The following is a 24,651-nucleotide window of genomic DNA, read 5'->3' on the forward strand; positions in this document are numbered from 1 at the left end:
ATTGCTATTAAAAAAATGCTAATTGAATGAAATTGTTCTTCAAAATATTCCTGTGGCTGGTGTTTTTTATGTCCACTTGTGTTGCTGTTTATGCACAGAATAATTCTAGAAAGGCAAAGGGCTTTACGCGTTGCGATACTCTGCGCGGCAGTTTGCGCGATGAGCGAACCTGCTACGATGTTACTTACTACGATTTAAGCGTAACGGTAGATACAGGCAAGCAGTCCATTTCAGGTGTAAGCAAGATTCACTATAAAGTATTGCAAAGTTTTGATGTAATGCAGATAGATCTGTTCAGCAATATGATAATTGATAAGATTGAATACAACGGAGTAACCCTGCCTTACAAACGCGATTGCGATGCCGTATATGTGTATACCAAAGAAGACTTGATTCAAGTAAAAGGGAATTCCGGTAGAATAGATGTGTATTTTCATGGCTATCCGATGGTTGCACGGCATGCTCCTTGGGATGGAGGCGTTGTTTGGAGCCACGACAAAGAAGGTGTGCCGTTTATTGCCACGGCAGTACAAGGAATTGGCGCCAGCCTTTGGTATCCGTGCAAAGATTATTTGGGCGATGAGCCCGATAGTATGCGCATAGCAATTACTTGCCCGCAAAATTTAACTGCCGTAAGCAACGGAAAGTTAGAAGGAGTAGAAAAAGAAGATAACGGAGTGCATCGTTGGAAGTGGTATGTAAGTTATCCTATCAATACGTACAATGTAACCATGAACTTAGGCAATTACACACACTTTAGCGATGAATATACATACAGCGATGGCGATAAATTGGCATTGGATTATTACGTTTTGAAGTACAACCTCGAAAAGGCAAAGTCGCAGTTTAAGCAAGTAAAGCCCATGCTTAAATGCTACGATAAATACTTGGGAAAATATCCATTTATGAAGGATGGCTACAAGTTGGTAGAAACACCATTCTTAGGCATGGAGCACCAAAGTGCCATTGCTTATGGCAATGGATACAAAGGCGGTTACAACGGTATAGATTTTTCTAAAATTGGCTTAATGTTCGATTACATAATTATTCATGAAAGCGGACACGAATGGTGGGGCAACAGTGTAAGTTGTAAAGACATTGCCGATATGTGGATACACGAAAGTTTCTGCACTTATACCGAAGCCATTTATGTGGAGTGTATGCACGACTATAAAACTGCATTGCGCTATATCAATGCCAAGCAAAACAGCATTGGCAATCGCGCTTCAATGATTGGGCCGTATGGCGTAAACCAAGAAGGCGATCACGATATGTACAGCAAAGGCAGTTTAGTCCTCAATACTTTTAGGCATGTTTTGGGCAACGATGAACTGTGGTGGAAACTCATAAAAAATATAAGCGATACCACTTTTAAAATTAAAAATACCGATGCCAATGAGTTGCTGGCACATATAAATAAATATACAGGCTACGATTTCACTGCCATGTTTAACCAGTATTTTCGCTATGCCGCCATTCCTACTTTTGTATATACTTTAAAGAAAGTAAAAGGAAAAAATTATGAACTGAAGTACCGTTGGGTAACTGATGTAGAGAATTTTAAAATGCCTGTTTTTGTTCATGTCGGAGGCAGTAAAGCGGAAAAAATAATGTGTACCAATGCAGAGCAGACTATGCTGCTTAAATTGGCTTCGCCCGATAAGTTTTTGGTAGATGGAAACCTTACCTACATAAATGTGCAGAAGAATTAAAGGTGCGCTTTGCCGTTGGTTTTACGGCTGTTTTTGAATAGGAAGCACCGCTTCCTCATCTTTCTTTTCTACGGGATATTTTAGAAACTCATAGCCCCACCCATTCACAATGGCAACATGAGTTGCGCGAGCATACAAGTCGGGGTTTTTAAGGCGCTCATCGTAACCAATACATAAACGCGGATATACAAAATATGCCACCCATTCACTTGAATTTAAAAATTCATGGCGGGTGCCTTTAGTAACATGCTGAGGCGGCAAAAGAATAACGGCATCTTGGGGTGTGGCAGAGTTTAGCAATTGTAGGTAGTAATAACCTTCCATCTTAAATGCACGTTTTTCATGCACATTCAATGGTGGTAGATTTTCGCGTTGGCGTTTTTCTTCAATTTTATTTACCAAATGCAAATTTCTAAAACCTATTTCTTCTACCGCCCATCTATAACCGGGAATAAGCAAATATAGTAAGAACACAAATGCCAATGTGCCAATAGCTACTACCAATTGGCGTTTCCAAATAAAATGTTTTTCGCCTTGCATTTACCGCAATGATAATATTTTGAAAGCAGAATAAACTGCCTATTTAATGGTGAGCCTAAAGCCGGCAAAAGCCATAGCTCCGCGAATTGGCCCCCATACCAAACTTGCATCAAATTGCGATGTGGCATGATACCTGTCTAACCCGATTACAGGATTTTTTTGGGTTTGGTTAAGCATGTTCTCTGCGCCCACATAAACTTCGAATAACTTTTTGTGTATGTAAGTAATTTGGGCATTCCATAAAAAGTAGTGCTTGCTGCTTTCCGGAATTTGAAATTGCGGCTCGTTGCCTGTGGTGCTTGGCACGCGCGATAATCCATACCAAGTTAGGTGGGTATTAAATCTCCAGCGTTTGTTTTTTAAAGTGTATTCTAAAGACACAATAGCTTTGTGTTTTGGGCGCAGCGGCACCCATTTAAAGCCACTGGTGTAGGTGGCACGTACATCTTCAAAACGGTAAGCAACTTTTGCATCGAATCGCGGAAGTATTTCGTAGTTGGCTTCTACCTGAAAGCTATTGCTATAGCTCTTTCCGTTTAAGTTGTAGAAGTTGAGCTCGCGTACATTTTCCAAATCGGTAATAAGTTGGTTGGTAAATCTTGTGTGGAAAAAATCTGCCGATATATTGCCTTCTCTAAAATCTAAATAGTAGCGGTAGCTTAGTGAGCCACCAAAACTCCATGCTTCTTCAGGTTTAATTTTAGTTGGTAAGGAAATAACTCTGTTATTGGCAAGGTAGCCAAAGTTTTCGGCAAAAATGGTAGGCACATGGTATGCTTTTCCGGCACTTACTCTTAAGCTTAGGTCGTACAAAATATTCCACTTTAAGTTAAAGCGGGGCGAAAAAAACGGGCCGTATAGTACATGATAATCTGCCCGCACTCCGGCTACAATGTTTAGTTTATTTTCGTAGTCGTAAGTGGCCTCGGCAAATGCTCCGGGCACAATTTCTAATCTTTTCAAAGAAAAGGAATCGAGGGTTTCGTTTACATTATCTACTAAAAGCGAGCCGCCTATTTTAATGTAACTGCGTTTTAAAAATTCGTATTGGTAAATCAAATTCAGGTAGCCAAAATGCTCTAATGCATTGTATTGTTTAGCACCAATATTGCCATACTGCCTATGGAAGAAGTATTTGTATTGAATGCCTAAACTGCTGAGGTCGTTTAGTATAAATCCTGTTTTGGCAAATGCTTCTACTCGCTGAGTTTGTAAGCGTAATTTCCATTGGTCGTGTAGCAAGTGGTTATTTTCATCTTTGCTGCTGTGGGTTAATTGGCCGCTTTGGCGGTCTTCGAAAGTTGCTGAAACCGCGCCTATAAAATTGAATTTTTTGCCGCTGTGGTAAGTAAACCGCTGCATGATATTTCCTTGTTTAATGAGTGGATTATCTACAAACTCATCGCGGTTAAAATCCATAGGCACTAAGTTTACTAAGCCGTGCGCAAAACTCATGAAACTCCATTTTTCATTTTTAGAAACCTGTGCGCCCAGTAGGTTTACTTCGGTACGTGCATCTTGGTTTATGTATAAGTTGGCATATAGCCGCTCCGAATTTTGAGGCTTTTTAAACTCTAAGTTTATTTGCCCCGCAATACTTCCATAACCGTTTACTACACTGCCGGCTCCTTTGTTTATTTGAATAGAACTCATCCACGGGCCAGGTACAAAACTTAAGCCTAAAGTCTGTTGCAGGCCTCTTATGCCGGGAATGTTTTCGTTGGTAAACTGAACATATTTTCCATCTAATCCTAAAAGCCGGATGTGCCGTGCTCCACTTACTGCATCGGAATAGTTTGCATCTACGGTTGCCGTATTTTCAAAACTTTCACTTAAGTTGCAGCAAGCATCTTTCTGCAAATCTCTTTCGGTAATAATTTCAACCTTACGTGTGGTGGTGCTAAACGAACTTTGGTTGGTGCGTATTTCTACTTCTTTAAGTTCATACTGTTTTACAGTGTCTTCTTGTGCATTTGCCACAATTGCAAGTAGCAATAGAAATGGTAGAATTAGGTTCCGCATCGCAACAGGTGTTTTATATTTTAAAAGTGGCTGCCACATTTTTTCTAAATTGAAGTTGGTATGAATTACGATGGCAAAAGTGTCCCATAATGTTTAAAATCGGGTTACAGTTTTTTGGAAAAGTGTTGTAAGATTTACCAAGCAAAATTAACTGCTTGCATTGGCTTCTTTTACTGTTTTGGAGTAAGCGGTAGTAAAGTTTTAGCTATTTAATTGCAACAAATTGTTCCATTCGGCTAAATTGCAAGCCCAATGGAAAAGTATCTTCAGCGAGGCGTAAGTGCAGGAAAAGAAGAAGTGCACAGTGCAGTTTCAAACTTGTATCACGGATTGTACCCTAAAGCATTTTGCAAGGTTTTTCCCGATATACTTGGAGGCAACGATAGCTATGTAAATGCTATGAGCAGCGATGGCAGCGGCACTAAATCGGTATTGGCGTATTTATACCGGAAAGAAACAGGCGATGCCTCTGTTTGGCAAGGAATAGCACAAGATGCATTGGTAATGAATTTAGACGATTTGGTTTGCATTGGCGCTACCGATAGCTTTTTGTTTACCTCTATCGTAAATAGAAATAAGCACTTAATTACAGGAGAAGATATTGCGCAAATTATTCAAGGTTCAAACGAATTTTGTAAGCGCATGGCAGCTTTGGGTATCCACATTCATTTTATGGGTGGCGAAACTGCCGATTTAGGCGATGTGGTACGCACCGTTACCGTAGATGCTTCTATGACTACGCGCTTACCTAAAAGTGAATTGATTTTAACCGATAATATCCGACCGGGTTTAGTGGTGGTGGGTTTGGCTTCTTACGGGCAAGCCAGCTACGAAACTAAGTATAACAGCGGGATTAGCAGTAATGGTTTAACCAGCGCTCGCCACGATGTGTTGAGTAAGTTCTATGCCGAAAATTTTCCCGAAACCTTTGAGCCGAGTTTGCAAAAAGATATTGTGTATTGCGGTACTAAAAGGCTCACAGATGCGCTACCGGGAACACCACTTTCTATTGGTGAAGCATTGCTCTCGCCCACTCGAACATTTGCTCCGGTGGTGAAGGAATTAAAAGCATTGCTGCCCGGAAAAATTGCCGCGCTTATTAATTGTACCGGAGGTGCACAAACCAAAGTGTTGCATTATTTGCCGCAAGGTTTAACTGTTGTAAAAGATAATTTACTGCCCGTGCCGCCTCTTTTTAACCTTATTCAGGAAGAAAGCAAAACCGAGTGGAAGGAAATGTACAAAGTACTCAACTGCGGAACCAGAATGGAAGTGTATGTAGAAGAAGGCGATGCGCAAACGGTAATAGATGCCGCAGCAAAATTCAATATTGCCGCACAAAAAATAGGCTATGTAGCAGCCGGCTCACAACCTAAAGTGGTAGTGCAAAGCGAGCATGGCACTTTTGAGTATATATAAACTGAGTTTACCGTAGTTTTGTAGATGCCAGTTCTTTAGAATGGCGCGTTGTCATCATTATTGTTGAAATCGCCTGGTTTGTGCTGGCGTTTAAACTCAAAATCATCTTCTTCGCCCTTGTTTATTTTTGATTGAGCAATTACAAAATTCTGCTTTTGTTTCTCTTTACTAATAGCTCCATATTCATCTATGGCACTAAAAGTGTTCAGGTTTTCAAATTTTGCAAAGGTGCTTATAAAGCGTGTGCGCACATCTACCACAGGCCCATTTCTGTGTTTAGATATTAGCACTTCGGCAATGCCATCGGTAGGAGTACCATCGTCAAAATTTGGAATTTTGTAGTACTCGGGGCGGTATAAGAAAATTACAATATCGGCATCTTGCTCTATGGCTCCCGACTCGCGCAAGTCGCTCAATACCGGCTTGGGAGGGCCGCCACGTTTTTCCGGTGCGCGCGATAGCTGCGATAGTGCAATTACGGGTACGTCTAATTCTTTTGCCATGCCTTTTAGCGAGCGCGATATCTGGCTTATTTCCTGCTCGCGGTTGCCGCCTCCTTTTCCTTCGTTGGTGCCGCTCATAAGTTGCAGGTAATCTATAATTATCATTTCCACACCATGTTGTTGTTTTAACCTACGGCATTTGCTGCGCAGTTCAAACACGTTAATGGCAGGTGTGTCGTCAATAAAAATAGGTGCATTGCGCAACGAATCTATTTTAGAAGTAAGAATTTGGTATTCGTATTCTTCTAAACTCCCTCTGCGTATTTTATCTGCAGCAATATGTGTTTCCATAGAAATTAAACGCTGTACTAATTGCACATTGCTCATCTCTAAAGAAAAAATGGCTACGGGTTTTTTGTGATCTACTGCTGCATTGCGGGCAAGTGCCAGTGTAAAGGCAGTTTTTCCCATGGCAGGACGTGCTGCCACAATAATAAAATCGCTCTTTTGCCAACCTCCGGTAGCTTTATCTAAATCTATAAAGCCCGATGGTACGCCATTCAAATGGTCTTGGCTGTTATTCATGCGTATATCTAGCTCCTTCAGTTCGTGCAGTAAAATATCTGCAATGTTTTCGGAGCTGCGTTTTAAATTGCTTTCTGCAATAGAAAATAGGTTTTTCTCTGCTTTATCCAGCAATTCAAAAACATCGGAGGTGTCGGAGTAGGCATCTTTTATTACCTCGGTAGAGGTAGAAATAAGTTGCCTTTGAATAAGTTTTTCGGCAATAATGTGTGCATGGTGTTTTACGTTGGCAGCAGAGGCTACTTTATTGGTAAGTTGTGCTACATAAAATGCTCCGCCAACCATATCTATATCGCCTTGTTTTTTTAATTGCTCTGTAACAGTAAGCAAATCTATGGGCGATTGCTTTTGGTCTAAAGTTCTTATGGCGCGCCAAATACGTTGGTGTTTATCTACATAAAAGCTTTCTTCTTTTAGTAGGTCGCTTACTTCGTTTATGGCATCTTTTTCAATCATTACAGCACCTAAAACGGCTTCTTCCAAATCCACTGCTTGTGGCGGAAGTTTGCCGAAGTCCATTACGTTTTGAGCATCGCCCGATAGCGATTTTGTTCTGCGTAATGAATCGCGGGTGGCTTTTAATATATCTTGTGGTTCGCTCATGTAATATAGTTCAGTTTTTAGAAAGGGCTGCGAATGTGCATTACCGTAATGAAGTTAAGAAATAAATGTGTTAAGAAATTTGCGCACGGAGTTTTAACACCTAATCCACAACGCAATGGAGCAGTTTGTTGTGGAACGTTGATGTATAAAGGCTTTGGGGTGTGGAAACTTGTTAAAGAATGGTTGTTTGTATAAAATTGATGCGTATTTGCGCAAATAATGAAGGATTGCCGTGAGTAATTTTTTTAAAAAGTTGTAACCTTGCACGCTATCAAACATTTTTTGTAAAATAGAATTTCATTAGAACGTAAAACAATATTGCAAGAATGGAAGTTAAAACAATGGCAGAGTATGCTGCAGCTGGCGAAATGCCCGAGGTGCTTTTTTGGGTGGGATGTGCAGGCGCTTTCGACCAAAGAGCACAAAAAGTAACCCGCGCTTTTGTGAAAATTTTAGATCACCTTAAAGTGAAATTTGCAGTTTTAGGTTCCGAGGAAAGTTGCACCGGAGATCCTGCAAAGCGTGCCGGTAATGAATTTGTTTTTCAAATGTTGGCACTGCAAAATATTGAAGTGCTAAACGGTTATGGAGTTAAAAATATTGTAACTACTTGTCCTCACTGTTTCAATATCTTAAAGAATGAATATCCTTCGTTGGGAGGAACTTTTAATGTAATACACCACAGCACTTATTTGCAGCAACTCATCAACGATGGTAAGATAAAACTTACCGATGCCAATGAGTTTCGAGGCAAAAAAATTACGTATCACGATAGCTGCTACTTAGGTCGCGCCAACGATATTTACGAAGCCCCGCGGGCAGTTTTAGAAGCATTGGATGCCGATTTGGTAGAAATGAAATCGTGTAAAAGTAAAGGTCTTTGCTGTGGAGCGGGCGGTGCTCAAATGTTTAAAGAAGAAGAACATGGCACCAAGCGTATAAACATGGAGCGCACCGAGCAGGCACTAGATACTAATGCCGAAATTGTGGCTGCCGCATGTCCGTTTTGTAATACCATGATGACCGATGGCGTAAAAGCTAAAGACAAACAGGCTCAGGTGAAAGTACTTGATATTGCCGAACTGTTGGCCGCAGGGCAAGGCTTGTTGTAATGGCAAATACCTATGGCAAATGGAAGGGTTGCAATGCGTACACAGCCAATAGAAACAGTTGCTGTTTTGTTTTGATTACACTATTGTTCGGCATTGCCACTACAGTTGAATAACTATGCAGAAAATACTTGCTTTTTTTCGTTTAATACGTTGGTTTAACTTGCTAATTGCAGGAGCTTCGCTTTTACTTTTTCATTTTTTTATTGTAGTTCCATCGTTGGGTGCGCTCACGCCAACCTTGCATTGGTGGCAGGCTGTTTTGTTGGCAGTAAGCGTTATGTGCATTATGGCAGCAGGCAATGCCATCAACGATTTTTTTGATTATGCACAAGACAAAAAATTCAAGCCTCAAAAGCAGGTGCTTGGAAGAGAAATTTCATTAGATGAAGTGCCGTACATTATAGGAACACTTAATGTTGTAGGTATTGGTTTGGCTGCTTGGCTGGCGTATTCAGTTGGCAACTTAAAATTGGTGAATGTATTTCTGCTGAGTGCATTATTGCTTTGGCAGTATTCTTCTACCTTAAAGAAGTATGCTCTTATTGGCAACGCCATTGTTGCCGGACTTTGCGCCATAGTATTTGTATTGCCCGTTTTGTTTGAAACACAGCTTACGGGAAGTTTTATGTTGCCTGCTTCTAAGTATTATATTCTAACGCAAATGCAGGGTTATGCGGTATTTGCATTTGTGGTTACGCTGGCTCGGGAAATTGTAAAAGATATAGAAGATGTCGAAGCAGATAAGGCCTATAACTTTACCACATTGCCGGTTTGGTTGGGCGTGCGCGTAAGTGCAGTAGTGGCAGGCTTGCTCGAAGTGCTGCTAATGGCTGCAGTAGCTTTTGTAATGTATGTGTATTGGAACAATGGCTTAAAAAACCATTTTTGGTATGCTGTATTGTTTATACAATTTCCAATTTTGGTAAACGTGATTCCTTTATTTGTGGCATATAACAAAACCGATTTCAGGGTGCAGAGTGTTATGCTGAAACTCACAATGGTATTTGGTTTGGTGAGTATCCCTCTTTTCTATTGGTTCAACAAATAAACCATGCGCAGTATCATTTTAGCTTCTAATTCGCCCCGCAGAAAAGAGTTGCTTTCTATGGCCAATATTTTGTTTGAAGTACGCTCTAAAAACATACCAGAAACCCACCCGGAAGGCGTGCCACTACAAGAAATTCCACTCCATTTAGCAAAGCAAAAGGCCATGGCATTGCAGCCGGATATTACAAACGAAATAGTAATTGGTGCCGATACGGTGGTTCTTTTAGGTAATCGAATTTTCGAAAAACCCAATACTCCGCAAGAAGCAGTAGAAATGCTGCAAATGCTGAGCGGACACACACACGAGGTGGTTACAGGCGTTTTTATTTTTTCAAACGAAAAGCAAGTTGGTTTTTCTGAAACTACAAGAGTTACTTTCAATCAACTATCTAAAGAGGAAATAGAATTTTACGTGGCAAAATACAGCCCATTCGATAAAGCCGGCAGCTATGCCTGCCAAGAATGGATTGGTGCAGTTGGCATACGCAGTTTTGAAGGCGATTATTTTAATGTGGTGGGCTTGCCAATAAACAAAGTATATAAAGTATTGAAAGAAGATTTTGGATATAAAATAATTTCCTGATGGCAACTATTATTCGCAACGCAACTTTAGTAAACGAGGGTAAGATTTTTAATGCCGATGTATTGATAAAAGGCGAAAGACTTGAACGAATAGACAGTGGTTTTGATGTAAAATTTCAAGCAGCAGAGGTAAATGCCGAGGGTAAATATTTAATGCCGGGTTTAATAGACGACCAAGTACATTTTCGAGAGCCGGGTTTAACGCATAAAGCTACTATTGGCTCCGAAGCACGGGCTGCCGTAGCAGGTGGGGTAACCTCGTTTATGGAAATGCCCAATGTGCAGCCGCCAACACTCACGCAGGCGTTGCTGGAGGAAAAGTATCACATAGCATCGCAAACAGCGCTTGCCAATTACTCTTTTTACATGGGTGTGAGCAATAACAACTTCGAAGAGGTAATGAAAACACCTTTAGAAAATGTGTGCGGAGTGAAAATTTTCATGGGCAGCAGCACCGGAAATATGCTGGTAGATGATGCGCAAATTCTAGAAAAAATATATGCATCTACACCACATTTAATTGCTGTTCATTGCGAGTTAGAACCATTGGTAAAAGAGCGCAAAGCCGCTTTTGAGGCTGAGTATGGCGATAAGTTGAATGCTTCTTTTCATCCGGTAATTAGGAGCGAAGAAGTATGTTTTCGTTCTTCTTCTTTTGCCGTGGCATTGGCAAAAAAGCACAACACGCGCTTACATATTTTACATATTACCACTGCCGAAGAGCTCGAACTTTTTTCTAACGAAATTCCATTGGCACAAAAGAAAATTACTGCTGAAGTTTGTGTGCATCACCTGCTTTTTACAGCCGATGATTATGAGCGTTTAGGAAATAAAATAAAATGCAATCCTGCCATTAAAGATAAGAGGCACAGTCCGGAATTGCTGAAAGCATTGTTAGATGGAAGAATAGATGTATTTGCCACAGATCATGCACCACACACAACAGAGGAAAAAAATCAACACTACAATGCGGCACCTGCAGGTGTGCCATTGGTTCAGCATTCACTAAATGTAATGTTGCAGTTTTATCACGAAGGGAAAATTTCGCTGCCGCAAATTGTAGAAAAAGGAAGCCATGCAGTAGCCACTTGCTTTAAAGTGAAAGAACGCGGCTACTTGCGCGAAGGTTATTTTGCCGATGTGGTATTGCTAGATGTAAACAAAGAATGGCAGGTGAAAAAGGATAACATTTATTACAAATGCGCTTGGAGTCCGTTTGAAGGCAAAACATTTAGAGGAGCAGTAGAGCAAACTTTTGTAAATGGGAATAGCGTGTTTAATAACGGCAATTTCAATGAAGCCGTAAAAGGGAAAAGATTGTTGTTCAATAAATAAAAAAGGATGAAGATATTAGTTACCGGAGGCTGCGGATATATTGGTTCGCACACCATAGTAGATTTGGTGCAGCACGGTTTTGATGTAGTAAGCATTGATGCTTGTTTCAATTCGTTGGAAAGCACCATAAGCAGGGTTGCTGCAGTTGTAGGAAAACCAGTTAAAAACTATTTGGTGGACTTGTGCCATTACGAGGCAGTAAAGCAAATTTTTGAAGCCGAGCTGTTTGATGGGATTATTCATTTTGCAGCTTTTAAAAGCGTGCCCGAATCGGTAGAGCAGCCGCTAAAGTATTATCATAATAATCTAGTGTCGCTTACCAATTTATTAAGGCTTACCGAAGAATTTAATGTAAAGCATTTTGTGTTTTCATCTTCTTGTTCGGTGTATGGCAATACCACTCAGTTGCCCGTAACCGAAGCCACGCCTTTTGAAAAGGCCGAAAGCCCTTATGCACACACAAAGCAAATGGGCGAAGAAATAATTGAGCAGGTTGCCAAAGCAGGGCGTTCAAAATTTGTGTTGCTGCGCTATTTTAATCCGGTAGGTGCGCATGAAAGCGCCCAAATAGGCGAGCTGCCAACGGTAGTGGTAACGGCAGTGGTGCCGCGCATTACAGGATTTGCAGCAGGAAAATTTTCATCGTTTAGCGTGTTTGGCAGCGATTACCCAACGCGCGATGGCACTTGTGTGCGCGATTATATTCACGTAATGGATATTGCTAATGCACACACTAAGGCAATACAATACTTGGTTGCCGGAAAGCAACAGCAGCAGTGCGATGTGTTTAATTTAGGCACCGGCAATGGCGTAACTGTTTTAGAAGCCATTCAATCTTTTGAAAAAGTATCGGGCTTGCAACTGAATTATACCAAAGCACCACGCAGAGAAGGGGATGTGGTTTCTATCTATGCCAACAATAATAAAGCTAAGCAACTCTTAGGTTGGGAACCTGCCAGAAACTTAGACGATATGATGCTTACAGCTTGGCGCTGGGAGCAACGTTCGAAGGAATTACAACTATGATTTTCTTACGTATTTTGTAAGAATAACAATCGTTTGGTCGTTTATTTTTCCTTCAATTTGCTCAGTGTTATCCGGCACTAAACGAATCTTTTTTACAATAGTGCCTTTAGGTGCCATAAAGCTAGTGCCCTTTACATTCAGTACTTGAGTAAGCACTACATTATCTCCACTTTGTAGTTGGTTGCCATTGGCATCGCGGTGAACTTCTTTTTGTTCAAATGCGCTAAGTGCCCAATGTATTACTGCTTCATCTAACTCCACCGATTGCATAATGTCTTTTGCCCATTCTTCGTCTTGGTGAAGGTGTAAGATTCTATAGGTTAATGCTTGCACACTATTTTCGGGATTGTAAATGCTGCCTGCAAGGCATTGCCAATGTGTGTTGTCTTTTTCTTTAGCTAATGTTTGTTGGCAGGTGTTGCATAAAGCCACTTCGTTGGCAATAGAGTCGTTGTTTTTGGGACTTACGGCATAAGCGGTTACGGCAGCTTCGGAGCTGCATAATTCGCATAAGCCTTCGCAGCGTTGTTGTAGTGCATTGGTAATAATAGACATATACTGTATGGTGTTTTAGAAAATATTGAATAGTTACTTAGTTGATTGATTCAAGTAGTTGAAAATATCTTGCCAATTGCGCGATTCCAGTGCAATGTGAGGCTGTAAGGTTTCGGTTGTTTCGCCTCCAATTTCGCTTAGTCCGAGCCCTCTGCCATCGTTGAGCCAAAAGCATTTGCAACCTAGGTTTTTGGCCAAGAGTACATCGGTAATTCTATCGCCAATTACAAATGAATTTTTTAAATCGTAATCGGCAGAAAAATACCGGGTGAGCATGCCCGTATTGGGCTTGCGTGTTGGAAGGTTTTCGTGCGGAAAACTCTTGTCAATATGCGTGGCGGAAAATTGTATGCCTTCGCCTTTAAAGGTGTTTTCAATAAAGTTATGTACAGGCCAAAAAGTATCTTCGGGAAAATAATCCGGCAAGCCCAAACCGTCTTGGTTGGTAACCATTACGAGTTCGTATTCGTTTAGTCGTGCAATTGCTCCCAACCATCGAAAAATTTCAGGATAAAAGATGAGTTTTTCAAAGGAATCAATTTTGTAATCGTCTGTTTCGAGTATCAAGGTGCCGTCTCGGTCAATAAAGAGTGCTTTTTTCATTTTATCGCTTTTAAATTTTCAACAAGTAGATTGTTCTCTTTTTCGGTGCCAATGGTAATTCGCAGGCAGTTTTCGCAAAGTGTTTGGTGGTTTTCGTTGCTGGTAACAATTCCTTTTTTGAGTAAAAATTTATGGGTGGTGTCGGCATCTTTTACACGTATCAATACAAAGTTGGCATCACTTGCATAGATGTGTTCTATGCATGGAATTTCTTTTAGTTGGTTGCAGAGTTGCTCGCGTAGTGCCACAGTTTGGCGTATGTGTTCGTTTACCCATGCAATGTTGTGTAGTGCCTCAACGGCAATTTGCTGCGATGCGCTATTGATGTGGTGTGGGAGTTTAATTTTATCTAATAATTCAATAATGCCGGATGAAGCAAACGCCATACTGAGGCGCAAACCTGCAAGTCCCCACGCATGCGAAAATGTTTGCACTACTACTAAATTAGAAAAGTGAGGCAACAGCGTAATGCACGAAGATTGGCGGGAATAGTTGATGTATGCTTCATCTATCACCACTATGCCTTCAAATTTTCCGAGTAAAAGTTCAATATCTTCTTTGTGAAAAGAATTTCCGGTAGGATTATTGGGAGAACTCAGCAGCAGCAACTTGGCAGCTGTGTTGTTTTCAAGTATGCTTTCTACATCCAGTTCCAGATTTGGGAGTAGTGGTATGTGGAGGCAGTTGGTGTTGTTTACTTGGGCAATAAACGCATATCGGTTATCGGTGGGCGGGCATATTATGCAGGCATCTGTTGCAGGCTCGCAAAAGATTCTAAATAATGAATCAATAATTTCGCCACTGCCGTTTCCAATAAACATGTTTTGAGGTGGAACTCCCTTTATGCGGCTAATGCTGTTTTTTAGTGTGGTTTGAAATGGTTCGGGATAGCGATTGAATTTTTCTTCGCTAAGTAAGGGTGAACCAAATGCGTTTTCGTTGTCATCTAAGCGTGTAGTGCCTTCTTTTGGTAATGCTTGATGTGCAAAGGAATATGGTTGCAACTCCCGGATGCTTTTTCTTACTAAATGCGTAATCACCCTGCAAGAATAACCTTAGAACTGCAATTGCAGAGTAGAATTTTTGAGAAGAACTATTGTGCAGGTGCAGCAGCAACATTTTTTGCTAAATTTCGTAAGCTATCAAACTTTTAACAAACAAAAACCATTTCAAAGGCTACATTCGCAAACTTCCATGGAAAACACACTGGCTCAAGCCGCTATATTTTTAGTTAGTACTGCAAAGTTCAGTTTTACCTCTTTGGCTGTAATTACGGCCGGCATGGGTATTGAAAGTGCCATTGCAAATGTGGCAGGCGGTATTGCGGGTATTTTAGTTTTCACCTATTTGGGCAGTGCCATCAGCCGTTGGGTTGTGTCGCGCTATCCGCATAAGTATGGCAGAAAATTTTCTAAGCGCACCCGCTTATTGGTAAAGGTAAAGCGCTCGTTTGGCTTAAGTGGTATAGCATTTCTTACTCCGGTAATACTTTCAATTCCGGTTGGTGTTTTGTTTTCACTGTCGTTTACTTCCGATCGCAGAAAGGTTTTTTGGGGTATGACAGCCTCTTGTGTGCTTTGGGGTTTGCTTTTCTTTGTGCCGTATTTTGCCTTCGGATTCAATGTAAAAGCGGCTTTGGCATCTGTTTTTTGATGTCGTGCATTATTTTTTCAATCAAAATTTGTAAACATCCCTCAATTTTCTATTTTTGCCGTCCCTTTTTTGGGACGTGTGCGAAAATTCGCTTAAATTTTGCAGCATTATGAAGGTTAAAGTACTTAATAAGGAAGGAAAAGAAACCGGTCGCGAACTGGAGTTGGCAGCCGATATTTTCGGGATTGAACCGAATGACCATGTGGTTTGGTTAGCAGTGCGCCAGTTTCAGGCAGCACAGCGCCAAGGAACACATAAAACCAAAGAGCGTTGGGAAATTTCCCGCACTACCAAAAAGGCATTCCGCCAAAAAGGAACCGGTGGTGCAAGACGTGGCGATATGAAGTCGCCCGTGGTACGCGGTGGGGGTCGTACTTTTGGTCCAAAGCCACACAGTTACGATTTTAAGCTGAATAAAAAAGTAAAAGAGTTGGCTCGTAAGAGTGCACTTGCTTACAAAGCAAAAGATAACAACATTATTGTAGTAGAGGATTTTAACATCGAAACACCAAAAACTAAAGAGTTTGCAAAAGTGTTGGCAAACCTTAGCTTGAATGGCGTGAAAAGTACAATAGTATTCAGCGAAGTTTCAAACGGTTTGAATAAAAGCGCTAAAAATATCCCTACTGTAAATTTGGTACAAGCTGCTTCATTAAACATTTTCGATATCATGAATGCTAAGAAATTAGTACTAAGCGAAAATGCAGTAAAAGCTATTACCGCTTCATTATCTAATAATTAATTTCATTGAAAATGGCAACTGAAGTTCTTACCAAACCATTGATTACCGAAAAAAGTACCAAACTTGGCGACAAGCTAAATACTTACGTTTTTAAAGTAGCACGCGGAGCTAATAAACTGGAAATTAAAAAAGCAGTAGAGCAGTACTACAATGTACAAGTTTCGGGTGTTAGCACAGCTGTAATTCCTGGAAAAGCAAAATCTCGCTATACTAAAAAAGGATTAGCAAGAGGTATGAAACCAGCTTACAAGAAGGCATTTGTAACCTTGAAAGATGGTGAAAATATTGACTTCTACGGAAATATTTAATCGTACTTTATTTATTAACTATAGCAGAAACCTAACTGCTGAAAATTAAAATAAGGATAAAATTTAACGCCATGGGCATTAAAAAGTACAAACCAACCACACCCAGTATGAGGTTTACCAAGTTGGTGAACTTCAAAGAAATTACTACCAATAAACCGGAAAAAAGTTTGTTGGCTCCTCAAAAGAGCTCCGGTGGTAGAAACAGTGCAGGGCACTTAACCGTTCGCTATATTGGCGGAGGACACAAAAAGCGCTACCGTATCATTGATTTTAAACGCGACAAATTTGATATACCTGGAAAAGTTGCAACAATAGAATACGATCCAAACCGTACAGCTTTTATTGCATTAGTAAATTATCCTGATGGTGAAAAAAGATACATTCTTGCTCCTGAGGGATTAAAAGTTGGTCAAACTATTGTTTCTGGAAGCAAAGTAGCTCCAGAAGTTGGCAATACTTTACCATTGGGCGAAATGCCTTTGGGTACTATTGTTCACAATGTTGAATTACATCCTGGAAGAGGCGGAGTATTGGTTCGCAGTGCAGGCTCATCTGCCCAGTTGCAAGCTAAAGAAGAGCGCTATGTAGTATTGAAAATGCCTTCAGGTGAAACTAGAAGAATCTTGAGAACATGTTTGGCAACCGTAGGTATGCTTTCTAATAGCGATAACAATCAGCAAACATTAGGAAAGGCAGGACGTAACCGTTGGTTAGGTCGCAGACCTCGCAACCGTGGTGTAGTAATGAACCCGGTAGATCACCCAATGGGTGGTGGTGAAGGTCGCGCTTCGGGCGGTCACCCACGTAGCCGCACAGGCTTAAAAGCTAAAGGCTTAAAAACCCGTGCTCCTAAAAAGGCTTCAAGCAGATTAATTATTCAAAGAAGAAACGCTAAAAAAGGGTAGTAGTTAAACCATAAAAAGAGAAAGAAATGGGACGCAGTATTAAAAAAGGACCTTATGTAGCCTACAAGTTGCTTAAAAAAGTAGCTAAAATGAATGAAGCCAGCAAAAAGGGCGTAATCAAAACTTGGAGCCGTGCTTCAATGATTTTACCCGATATGGTGGGGCATACTTTTGCGGTTCACAATGGAAATAAATTTATACCTGTGTATGTAACCGAAAACATGGTAGGGCATCGTTTGGGTGAGTTTAGCCCAACCCGCCAGTTTAAAGGACATGCCGGCAATAAGAAGAAATAATTTTCGACTAACCGAATAAAAGTAAATTGAAATGGAAGCAATTGCACATTTAAGAAATAACCCTACCAGCGATAGAAAAATGAGACTGGTAGCCGATTTAATTCGTGGAAAAAAAGTAGAAGAGGCACTTACTATTTTGCGTTTTAGCAAACAAGAGGCTTCTTTAAAGTTAGAAAAATTACTAAAAAGCGCTATCAATAACTGGCAACAAAAAAATGATGCCCGTCCTGAAGATAACGAGCTTTTTGTAAAAGAAATTTTTGTAAACCAAGGTACTTCTCTAAAACGCTTTTTGCCTGCACCGCAAGGACGCGCTTATAGAATCCGCAAACGCAGCAACCATGTTACCATCAAGGTAGATAGCAAAGTAAGTGCAGCAGCACCGGTTGCCGTGGAAGCTGAAGCCTAATAATTTATATTGAAATTTGTATCAAGCCTGTACCTAATGGTACGGGCTTTTTTTATGTTTATCAGATCTACGTTTAAGTGAAGATGAAATTGGCATCATCGAGAATTTAAAATGGCAATACTGGTTCGCAAATGCCATGAAGTATACATAAAGACAACCCAATAACAGGGTTTAATGATATGCCAAGTAAGCACCAGCTTTTTACTGCTGCTTGCAATGTTGCCAAGTTTAATCTATTAATGAAGTTGCTCCTCCAATTTATTTATGCGCTGCTGCTGCTCTTGCATTGCCTTCAACAATATAACTGAAAGTTTGGCATAGTCTATTCCCCACAACTCTTTAGCTTCGTTGGTAGGTTTGTGTACTACTTCAGGAAATAACTGAAACAACTCTTGTGCAGAAAAGCCAATATCGGAACTGTTGGCAGCATCGCTAAACACTAAATTGCCTTTTGTATCGAAACTTTGGTCGCGCAAAGTGTAGCTATAAGTTTTTACCTGCATTACTTTTTGTAAAGTGTTTTCCAAGTGATAAAAATCTTTCTTCATTCTGCTGTCGCTCACATTGGTAAACGATGTGCCATAAAATCTGCCATCGCCTTCAATGCGCCCTAATAATTGCTCTGCGCCTGTATTGCTGAATCGCCTGAAATAAAACCCCCGATCGGTATTTGACGTAGCTGCATTTTGGTTATGTGAAGTAGAATTCCAAAAATCTACACCGCTGGTGCCTGCGGTTCGGTTGATGCCAATTACCAAGGAGCCAACGCCATTTATCCAGCTTGAAGCCGGAGGAGCTGCATTTACAGAAGGATCGTTGTTATAGTTCCCAAACGAAACAAAACCTAAAGTGGTACTCAATTTTATGCGGCCATCGTCTGCATAAGCGGGACTTACAGTACTGTAACTCATATTGCTAATGCGCAAATTTCCATCTGGTGTAATGCGCACTTGGTCGTTATTATTCATCCTAAAATAAATACTGTTAGCGTTTGGGCGGTTTACATATAAATTGGCATCGGTTGGGCTGCTCATAATGTTGTACGTGCCTATGGCTGTGGTGTTGTTAAAGCTTATACCTGCGTAGTTAGTGCCATAATCTTGCACCGAAGCCATGCCGCCACCTGCCATTTTAACCTGAAGTGGTGTAGCAGGAGCTGCAATGCCAATTCCCACAAAGCCTCCGGCAGTAATCCGCATCTTTTCAATATTCTGAGTTCTAAAAACTAAATCTGTTGGGTCGGTAGTACCTACAAAATTATTGGCGGCATTGGTGCCGGCATTTCCTGTAATTCGCCAAAATACATTTGCACCATCAGAAGGAATCCAACTGCTGCCATTCCATTGCAATATATCGTTTGTAAGCGGTGCAGTATTGCTCACCGGACGCCCCTGCAGTGCTATGGTTGTTGGATTGGGATAGTTTCCTGAGAGGTCGCCTCCGGCTGCTCCCAACGGCCCGGTAGCACCGGTTGCTCCTTGCGCTCCGGTAGGTCCTGTATCACCAGTTGCTCCTTGAATACCTTGCGCTCCGGTAGGTCCTGTATCGCCAGTTGCTCCTTGAATACCTTGCGCTCCGGTAGGTCCTGTATCACCAGTTGCTCCTTGAATACCTTGCGCTCCGGTAGGTCCTGTATCGCCAGTTGCTCCTTGAATACCTTGCGCTCCAGGAGATCCTGTATCACCAGTTGCTCCTTGCGCTCCGGCATTACAAAGCGAAACCCACTGTGCTACATTTGATTTGTAGAAAAAGAAACAGTTACTATCTGTATCAAAAACCATGAGCGCATTAGCCGGGTTAGCAATGGCTATACGCTGCACTGCGGTTAAACGCGGCACCAAGATTCCCTTTGAGTTCGAACTCAATTCTAATACAGACGAGGCATCTGGTGTGGGAGTGCCAATTCCAATATTATTTTGGGCAAATACTGCCCATGGTAAGGCAATACTCATTGCAACAACAAGTAACTTTTTTATCATAGATAGGAATACCTAGCGTGAATTAGCTTTTAATTTTCAGGATAAAGAAAATATTTTTTGCGACTTAGTTTAAAAGCTGTAGTTCCCCGCTCCCACGATGCTCTAATTTCTTCAACACTAAGCTCGCTTTCTATTTGTGCCGTTAGGTTGTATCCTGCCAGTTTATTTACAAAACCATTTTTTAGAAAAAACTGTTGTTTGTCGGGTGCATTGCTGTATGCTTTCAACAAGTAAAGAAAATTTACTTGCTCATTTTCGCTGCCAAATTCGCTAGTGGGTTTACGCAGGTCGTAGCCCTTGCAAGTAGTGTTTAAAAACGGAGGATTTTTTGCGCCCGGCATACTCTTGGGTTTAAACTCGAACTGCAACGATTTCCACTCCGGTGCACCAAATACTTCAAAAGGAAATTCTGTACCTCTTCCTACGCTTACATTGGTTCCTTCAAAAAATACCAAAGATGGGTATAAATACACGGCTCTATCGTTGGGCAAATTGGGTGAAGGTTTTATAGGCAGCGAATAGTGTGTGTGGCGCGTATAATTTTTGCATGGAACTACCGTAAGTTTAGGCTGGGTGGGTTTATCTATCCAACGCTCGCCCACTATCATTTGAGCCAATTCGCCAACGGTAAGCCCATATACCAGCGGCACGGGAAGCAGCGACACAAATGAACGGTATGCTTTCTTTACCATTGGTCCATCTACACGGTGAATATTAGGATTGGGGCGGTCTAACACTACTATGGGAATACCTGCATCGGCACATGCTTCCATTAGGTAATACAACGAAGAAATGTAAGTAAAACAGCGCACGCCCACATCTTGAATATCGTACACCACTACATCAACATTTTGTAAATCGGCACTATCGGGTTTTACCTTAGAACCGTATAGCGAAATAATGGGAATGCCTGTTGCCTCATCAATGCCGCTTTTTACTTTTTCTCCGGCATCGGCAGTGCCGCGGAAACCATGCTCCGGTGCAAATATTTTCTCAATTTTCATATTTGCCTTCAACAAAGAATCTACTAAATGTAAATCTCCAATAAGCGAAGTGTGGTTTACCATCAGCGCTATTCTTTTACCTTTCAGCATATCGAAGTAGGCATCTGTGTTTTCGGCTCCGGTAACTATTGGTTTATATTCCTGAGTTTTGTCTTCACCTGTGTTCTTCTTTTCTTTTTGAGAGAATACTTGGCACGATGTGCAAGCAAATAGAAATGTCCAAAGTAAGGCTATGTGATACTTCATAGATTGAAGGTTGAATTTACAAAGCGAATAAAGTTTAATCCCTCCAAAAAATCATTTTTTATTATGACGGAATGCATCTTTTAGGAGCGAAAAGTTATGTTTATCTTTGTAGTATAAATCAAAAAATATGAAAGCAACAGTAGCAGCCATTATGACTAAAAATGTAATAGTGGCAAAACCCGAAAACAACCTACTACAAGTAGTTGAGTTTTTTACAGAATTTAAAATCCAGCACTTGCCTGTTTGCCGCAATGGAAGCGAATTAGTGGGTATTATTAGTGTAAACGATGTGGTAAACTTCCTTTACAAAATAATGACCGAAGGAAAAGTTTTAAACGAAAGTGTATTAAAAATAAACTACACTGCTGCCGATATTATGACTGCCCATCCTGTATGCCTGCCATCTACTGCAGATATAGAACAAGCGCACGAAATTCTTGCTGCCGGAAAATTTCAAGCATTGCCTATTTGCGATGAAGGTGAAATTGTAGGTATTGTTACTAATAAAGATTTGGTGAAAGTTCTTAGCTTCTAAACTGCTTTATCAATAGCTAAAAAGGCGCTGAATTAACCTCAGCGCCTTTTTTAGTGTGTGCACATTACTTTTTCACGCGTAGTATAAGCACTGCTGCAAAGCCAGCAAACAAAGGATATACCATCATGCTTGCCCCTATAAACCAAACAGGGTGTGGCAGCATAATTAAATTGGCAGCATTTGCCAACATAAGCAAACCTGCTACAATTAAAGCAGGCAAAATTTTCTTGGATTTATCTATAACCGTAGCAACAGCTCCACCCACAAAGGCAGCCAATACATAGCCTACCAAAATAAGCACGAATGCCAGTAGTGGCATTTGTGCCATCATAGCACGCACAGCTTCTTTATCGGCAAAATTTATTCCCTGAGGAGGCGGGTATAATTTATGAGTAAAACTCTCCCAACCAACAATTACCAACACGCCACACACTAATCCAATAAAAATCCCCAAAATAGTTCTAAGCATACCTTTTACGATTTAATGGAAACACGAGGATCTAATACAGCATAGAGTAAATCGGTAACCAAATTCATTACCACAAATACAAACGCCACAAACAATACCGAACCCATTACTACCGGAAAATCAAACACCAGCAGCGATTCAATTGTTTGCAATCCAAGACCTTTGTAGTCAAAAACCTTTTCAATAAAAAATGCACCTGTAAGCAATGCTGCTAACCAGCCGCTTATTGAAGTTACCACCGGATTCATGGCATTACGCAGTGCATGTTTAAAAATAACCTTACCGTTAGACAATCCTTTTGCTTTGGCAGTACGCACAAAATCTTGCTGCATAGCTTCCAACATACTGCTACGTGTAAGTTGAGCAATAATAGAAATAGGGCGAATGCCCAAAGCAATCATGGGTAGCCAAAGGTTTTTCCATACATAAACCGTATCGCCCATAATATCTACATCTGTAAGTGATCCGCGCACATTCAAGCCCGTGTAATCGCTCAAATAGTAGCCAAAAATCATGGCCAAAATAATACCCGAAAAATATGCCGGCTGCGAAATGCCAAATGTAGATAACACCAAAATAGCATTATCCCAAAACGAATACTGCTTTACCGCGGCAAACACGCCCAACACAATACCAATAATAGAAGCAAACAGCATGGCACTTAAAGCCAATACTGCAGTAGGGAAAATTTTCTCGCCTAAAATTTCGCTCACTTTTCTGCGGGTTTGGAAACTTTTTCCGAGATAGGGAGCCTTTAGTACCAAACTAGTTTCGCCAAAGGTAAACAGCGAAATAAACTTACTGTCTTCTTCATTGATATACGTTGGCGACTCTTCGTTTGCTAAATTATGAAGCGATATTGGCGACACATCATTGAAATAAAGCAGCAATCTTTTTTGCCACGAATAATTTAATCTAAACTCTTTTTCTATTGCCTTTACAGAAGCTGCATCGGCACGCTGCCCCAAAGTCATGCGGGCGCTATTTATTGGCAACACATTAAACAGCAGAAAGATAACCACAATTACTCCGGCCATTACTAAAATGCCCGTACTCAAGCGGTTCAATAATATTTTAATGAAGTTCATTTTTACGCAATCCTACTTTTTAAGAAAAACAAGGTAAACATTAGCGCTCATCGTAGCCAATTGGCTCGTTTACAAATATGGAAAATATGGTGGTGCCATACTGGCGCTTATTCCAAAAATGCGGATGGTTGTCGAAATTATGTTTAGGGTTATGCTCCAATATAAACCAGCCTTCGCCTTCCACCATCTTTTGCTTAAATATTAAATCAGGAATTTCGGCAAGGTTGGGTAGCGGATACGGTGGTCCCGCAAAAATTACATCGTAGGCAATACTGCATGTTTCTATAAATAGAAACACATCTGTTTGCAATACTTTATGTCCTTCAAAATTTAAGTGTGCCGATGTTTTTTTAATAAAATCTACACACTTGCGGTGCAATTCCACGCTGGTAACATCTGTGCATCCGCGCGATAAAAATTCATAGCTGATAGCTCCCGTTCCGGCAAAGAGATCCAGCATTTTTATATTATCGAAATTGAAGTAGTTGTTTACAACATTAAACAATGCTTCTTTGGCAAAATCGGTGGTAGGACGCGTTGGGTCGAAATGAGGTTGGTTAAGCCTATAACCTTTATATTTTCCACTAATAATGCGCATACTTCTTTACAATGAAAACAATGAAAAATAAATAGACTTTGCTGCATCGCTAAATGCCTTGGCAAAAAACTTTCCGTTGCCCGGCTTTAAAAACACAATGTTTGAAAAGTAGCGATAGCACACATCGTAAATCTTCGACTCTTTTTGAATTTTTCCGGAAAAAACCAAAGGCGTTTCAGTTCGGTTTACTTGCGTTGAATCGCATACCAGCATTAAGAAATACAAGAAATCTTCTGCCGTTTTATATTCAAAACAATTAAACAATTGCAATTTGCCGGGAGCCTCTAAAACGGCAACAGCAAAAGCTTCGTGCATTACCATTACATAAACTCCTTTGGGCAACAAAAGCACCTGCTTTAAGAAATTGGCATACACAGCAGTAATTTGTGCTAATGGAAATTTTTCTTTCCAAACTTCTTGCAATACATTTTCTACCGTAAATGCTGCCAATACCTCTTCGCTTACTTGCTGTAAAAAACAAGAGCCGGTATGTTGTTGAAAGCCGTTTGGCAGTAAATCAATATCGGGATTAAAAGCCACATTCACTTCGCTAAAAGCCAAAGCAAACACCGCGTTGTCTGCCAATAACTGTTTGCAAACCTCGGGTAGCTGCGCCACCTGCAAAGGCTTGCTAAAATTAAACTCCAGCAAATAAAGAAACTGCTTAAAAGCCGCTACCTCCACCACTGCAGCAATTTGGTGAACACCAACCTCCACATTTAATATAAAACCTTCAGTGCTTGCCACTTCGGGCAATTTTCCGGTTTCTATTTTTTGATACGAAGGAAGCACTGCTATCACGCTACAAACCTACACTATTCGGTTAAACAAGAAA

General features: G+C 40.8%; 26 protein-coding genes. 14 read left to right on the plus strand and 12 right to left on the minus strand.

From position 1 onward, the window contains the following. Window positions 1-26 precede the first annotated feature (26 nt). Window positions 27-1,712: a M1 family metallopeptidase gene (locus tag KF872_01285; protein ID MBX2902158.1), complete on the plus strand. Its 1,686-nt coding sequence runs from the start codon at window positions 27-29 to the stop codon at window positions 1,710-1,712. Window positions 1,713-1,733: 21 nt separating this feature from the next. Here the strand turns inward: KF872_01285 and KF872_01290 are convergent, their stop codons facing one another. Together KF872_01290 and KF872_01295 are read right to left on the minus strand one after the other, a co-directional pair. Then, a complete protein-coding gene (locus tag KF872_01290; protein MBX2902159.1) occupies window positions 1,734-2,252 on the minus strand; it encodes a hypothetical protein in 519 nt (172 codons plus the stop codon). A gap of 39 nt (window positions 2,253-2,291) precedes the next feature. Further along, complete coding sequence (locus KF872_01295) at window positions 2,292-4,274, minus strand: TonB-dependent receptor (protein MBX2902160.1); 1,983 nt, start codon at window positions 4,272-4,274, stop codon at window positions 2,292-2,294. A gap of 252 nt (window positions 4,275-4,526) precedes the next feature. Here KF872_01295 and KF872_01300 point away from each other — a divergent pair, with 252 nt between their 5' ends. After that, on the plus strand, window positions 4,527-5,693 hold the full coding sequence (locus tag KF872_01300; protein ID MBX2902161.1) for a phosphoribosylformylglycinamidine cyclo-ligase: 1,167 nt from the start codon (window positions 4,527-4,529) through the stop codon (window positions 5,691-5,693). A gap of 35 nt (window positions 5,694-5,728) precedes the next feature. Here the strand turns inward: KF872_01300 and dnaB are convergent, their stop codons facing one another. After that, window positions 5,729-7,324 carry a replicative DNA helicase gene (gene dnaB, locus KF872_01305; GenBank protein MBX2902162.1) on the minus strand — a complete coding sequence of 532 codons (1,596 nt, stop codon included), beginning with the start codon at window positions 7,322-7,324 and terminating at the stop codon, window positions 5,729-5,731. 326 nt (window positions 7,325-7,650) lie between these two features. Here dnaB and KF872_01310 point away from each other — a divergent pair, with 326 nt between their 5' ends. From KF872_01310 to galE, 5 genes are all read left to right on the plus strand, one after another. Further along, window positions 7,651-8,436: a (Fe-S)-binding protein gene (locus KF872_01310; protein MBX2902163.1), complete on the plus strand. Its 786-nt coding sequence runs from the start codon at window positions 7,651-7,653 to the stop codon at window positions 8,434-8,436. A 115-nt stretch (window positions 8,437-8,551) separates the two neighbouring features. Beyond that, complete coding sequence (locus KF872_01315) at window positions 8,552-9,484, plus strand: geranylgeranylglycerol-phosphate geranylgeranyltransferase (protein MBX2902164.1); 933 nt, start codon at window positions 8,552-8,554, stop codon at window positions 9,482-9,484. A 3-nt stretch (window positions 9,485-9,487) separates the two neighbouring features. Further along, window positions 9,488-10,066, plus strand: a complete 579-nt coding sequence (maf, locus tag KF872_01320) for a septum formation protein Maf (GenBank protein ID MBX2902165.1) — start codon at window positions 9,488-9,490, stop codon at window positions 10,064-10,066. Continuing rightward, window positions 10,063-11,400, plus strand: coding sequence for a dihydroorotase (locus KF872_01325; protein MBX2902166.1), 1,338 nt, complete (start codon window positions 10,063-10,065; stop codon window positions 11,398-11,400). The genes maf and KF872_01325 overlap by 4 nt, the downstream gene beginning before the upstream one ends. Window positions 11,401-11,406: 6 nt before the next feature. Then, window positions 11,407-12,426, plus strand: coding sequence for a UDP-glucose 4-epimerase GalE (gene galE, locus KF872_01330; protein ID MBX2902167.1), 1,020 nt, complete (start codon window positions 11,407-11,409; stop codon window positions 12,424-12,426). Here galE and KF872_01335 read toward each other — a convergent pair. The 3 genes from KF872_01335 to hisC are packed head-to-tail and all read right to left on the minus strand — an operon-like array spanning window position 12,421 to window position 14,624. Next, on the minus strand, window positions 12,421-12,981 hold the full coding sequence (locus KF872_01335) for a PhnA domain-containing protein (protein MBX2902168.1): 561 nt from the start codon (window positions 12,979-12,981) through the stop codon (window positions 12,421-12,423). The two genes, galE and KF872_01335, sit on opposite strands and share 6 nt — an antisense overlap. A 33-nt stretch (window positions 12,982-13,014) precedes the next feature. Next, window positions 13,015-13,584: an HAD-IIIA family hydrolase gene (locus KF872_01340; protein ID MBX2902169.1), complete on the minus strand. Its 570-nt coding sequence runs from the start codon at window positions 13,582-13,584 to the stop codon at window positions 13,015-13,017. Continuing rightward, the gene (hisC, locus tag KF872_01345) at window positions 13,581-14,624 is read right to left on the minus strand and encodes a histidinol-phosphate transaminase (protein ID MBX2902170.1); all 1,044 of its coding nucleotides are present in this window, start codon (window positions 14,622-14,624) and stop codon (window positions 13,581-13,583) included. The genes KF872_01340 and hisC overlap by 4 nt, the downstream gene beginning before the upstream one ends. 154 nt (window positions 14,625-14,778) lie before the next feature. On the opposite strand from hisC, the gene KF872_01350 reads away from it, so the two are divergent. The 6 genes from KF872_01350 to rplV all read left to right on the plus strand — a co-directional run bounded on the left by KF872_01350 (window position 14,779) and on the right by rplV (window position 17,897). Next, a complete protein-coding gene (locus KF872_01350) occupies window positions 14,779-15,237 on the plus strand; it encodes a hypothetical protein (GenBank protein ID MBX2902171.1) in 459 nt (152 codons plus the stop codon). Between the two features lie 109 nt (window positions 15,238-15,346). Beyond that, window positions 15,347-15,979, plus strand: a complete 633-nt coding sequence (gene rplD, locus KF872_01355; GenBank protein ID MBX2902172.1) for a 50S ribosomal protein L4 — start codon at window positions 15,347-15,349, stop codon at window positions 15,977-15,979. Window positions 15,980-15,990: 11 nt separating this feature from the next. Next, window positions 15,991-16,287, plus strand: coding sequence for a 50S ribosomal protein L23 (gene rplW / locus KF872_01360; GenBank protein ID MBX2902173.1), 297 nt, complete (start codon window positions 15,991-15,993; stop codon window positions 16,285-16,287). A 71-nt stretch (window positions 16,288-16,358) separates the two neighbouring features. Continuing rightward, window positions 16,359-17,192, plus strand: a complete 834-nt coding sequence (gene rplB, locus KF872_01365) for a 50S ribosomal protein L2 (GenBank protein ID MBX2902174.1) — start codon at window positions 16,359-16,361, stop codon at window positions 17,190-17,192. Window positions 17,193-17,218: 26 nt separating this feature from the next. Beyond that, window positions 17,219-17,488 carry a 30S ribosomal protein S19 gene (gene rpsS, locus KF872_01370; protein ID MBX2902175.1) on the plus strand — a complete coding sequence of 90 codons (270 nt, stop codon included), beginning with the start codon at window positions 17,219-17,221 and terminating at the stop codon, window positions 17,486-17,488. Between the two features lie 25 nt (window positions 17,489-17,513). Then, window positions 17,514-17,897: a 50S ribosomal protein L22 gene (rplV, locus tag KF872_01375; GenBank protein ID MBX2902176.1), complete on the plus strand. Its 384-nt coding sequence runs from the start codon at window positions 17,514-17,516 to the stop codon at window positions 17,895-17,897. A gap of 236 nt (window positions 17,898-18,133) precedes the next feature. Here rplV and KF872_01380 read toward each other — a convergent pair whose 3' ends face one another. After that, window positions 18,134-19,876 (minus strand): tail fiber domain-containing protein, encoded by a 1,743-nt coding sequence (locus KF872_01380; GenBank protein ID MBX2902177.1) that lies wholly within the window; start codon window positions 19,874-19,876, stop codon window positions 18,134-18,136. Window positions 19,877-19,905: 29 nt separating this feature from the next. Further along, complete coding sequence (locus KF872_01385) at window positions 19,906-21,126, minus strand: DUF1343 domain-containing protein (GenBank protein MBX2902178.1); 1,221 nt, start codon at window positions 21,124-21,126, stop codon at window positions 19,906-19,908. A gap of 127 nt (window positions 21,127-21,253) precedes the next feature. Here KF872_01385 and KF872_01390 point away from each other — a divergent pair, with 127 nt between their 5' ends. After that, window positions 21,254-21,661: a CBS domain-containing protein gene (locus tag KF872_01390; GenBank protein ID MBX2902179.1), complete on the plus strand. Its 408-nt coding sequence runs from the start codon at window positions 21,254-21,256 to the stop codon at window positions 21,659-21,661. Window positions 21,662-21,725: 64 nt separating this feature from the next. On the opposite strand, the gene KF872_01395 is transcribed toward KF872_01390, so the two are convergent. Genes KF872_01395 through KF872_01410 form a run of 4 tightly spaced genes read right to left on the minus strand, consistent with a single transcriptional unit; the run spans window position 21,726 to window position 24,617 of the window. Further along, on the minus strand, window positions 21,726-22,130 hold the full coding sequence (locus tag KF872_01395) for a hypothetical protein (protein ID MBX2902180.1): 405 nt from the start codon (window positions 22,128-22,130) through the stop codon (window positions 21,726-21,728). Between the two features lie 5 nt (window positions 22,131-22,135). After that, a complete protein-coding gene (locus KF872_01400) occupies window positions 22,136-23,218 on the minus strand; it encodes an ABC transporter permease (GenBank protein MBX2902181.1) in 1,083 nt (360 codons plus the stop codon). A 40-nt stretch (window positions 23,219-23,258) separates the two neighbouring features. Further along, a complete protein-coding gene (locus tag KF872_01405) occupies window positions 23,259-23,816 on the minus strand; it encodes an RsmD family RNA methyltransferase (protein MBX2902182.1) in 558 nt (185 codons plus the stop codon). A gap of 6 nt (window positions 23,817-23,822) precedes the next feature. Beyond that, on the minus strand, window positions 23,823-24,617 hold the full coding sequence (locus KF872_01410; GenBank protein ID MBX2902183.1) for a DUF3822 family protein: 795 nt from the start codon (window positions 24,615-24,617) through the stop codon (window positions 23,823-23,825). Window positions 24,618-24,651 lie beyond the last annotated feature (34 nt).

This window comes from Chitinophagales bacterium, assembly GCA_019638515.1.
In the GTDB taxonomy this organism is placed as follows: Bacteria; Bacteroidota; Bacteroidia; order Chitinophagales; family LD1; genus UBA7692.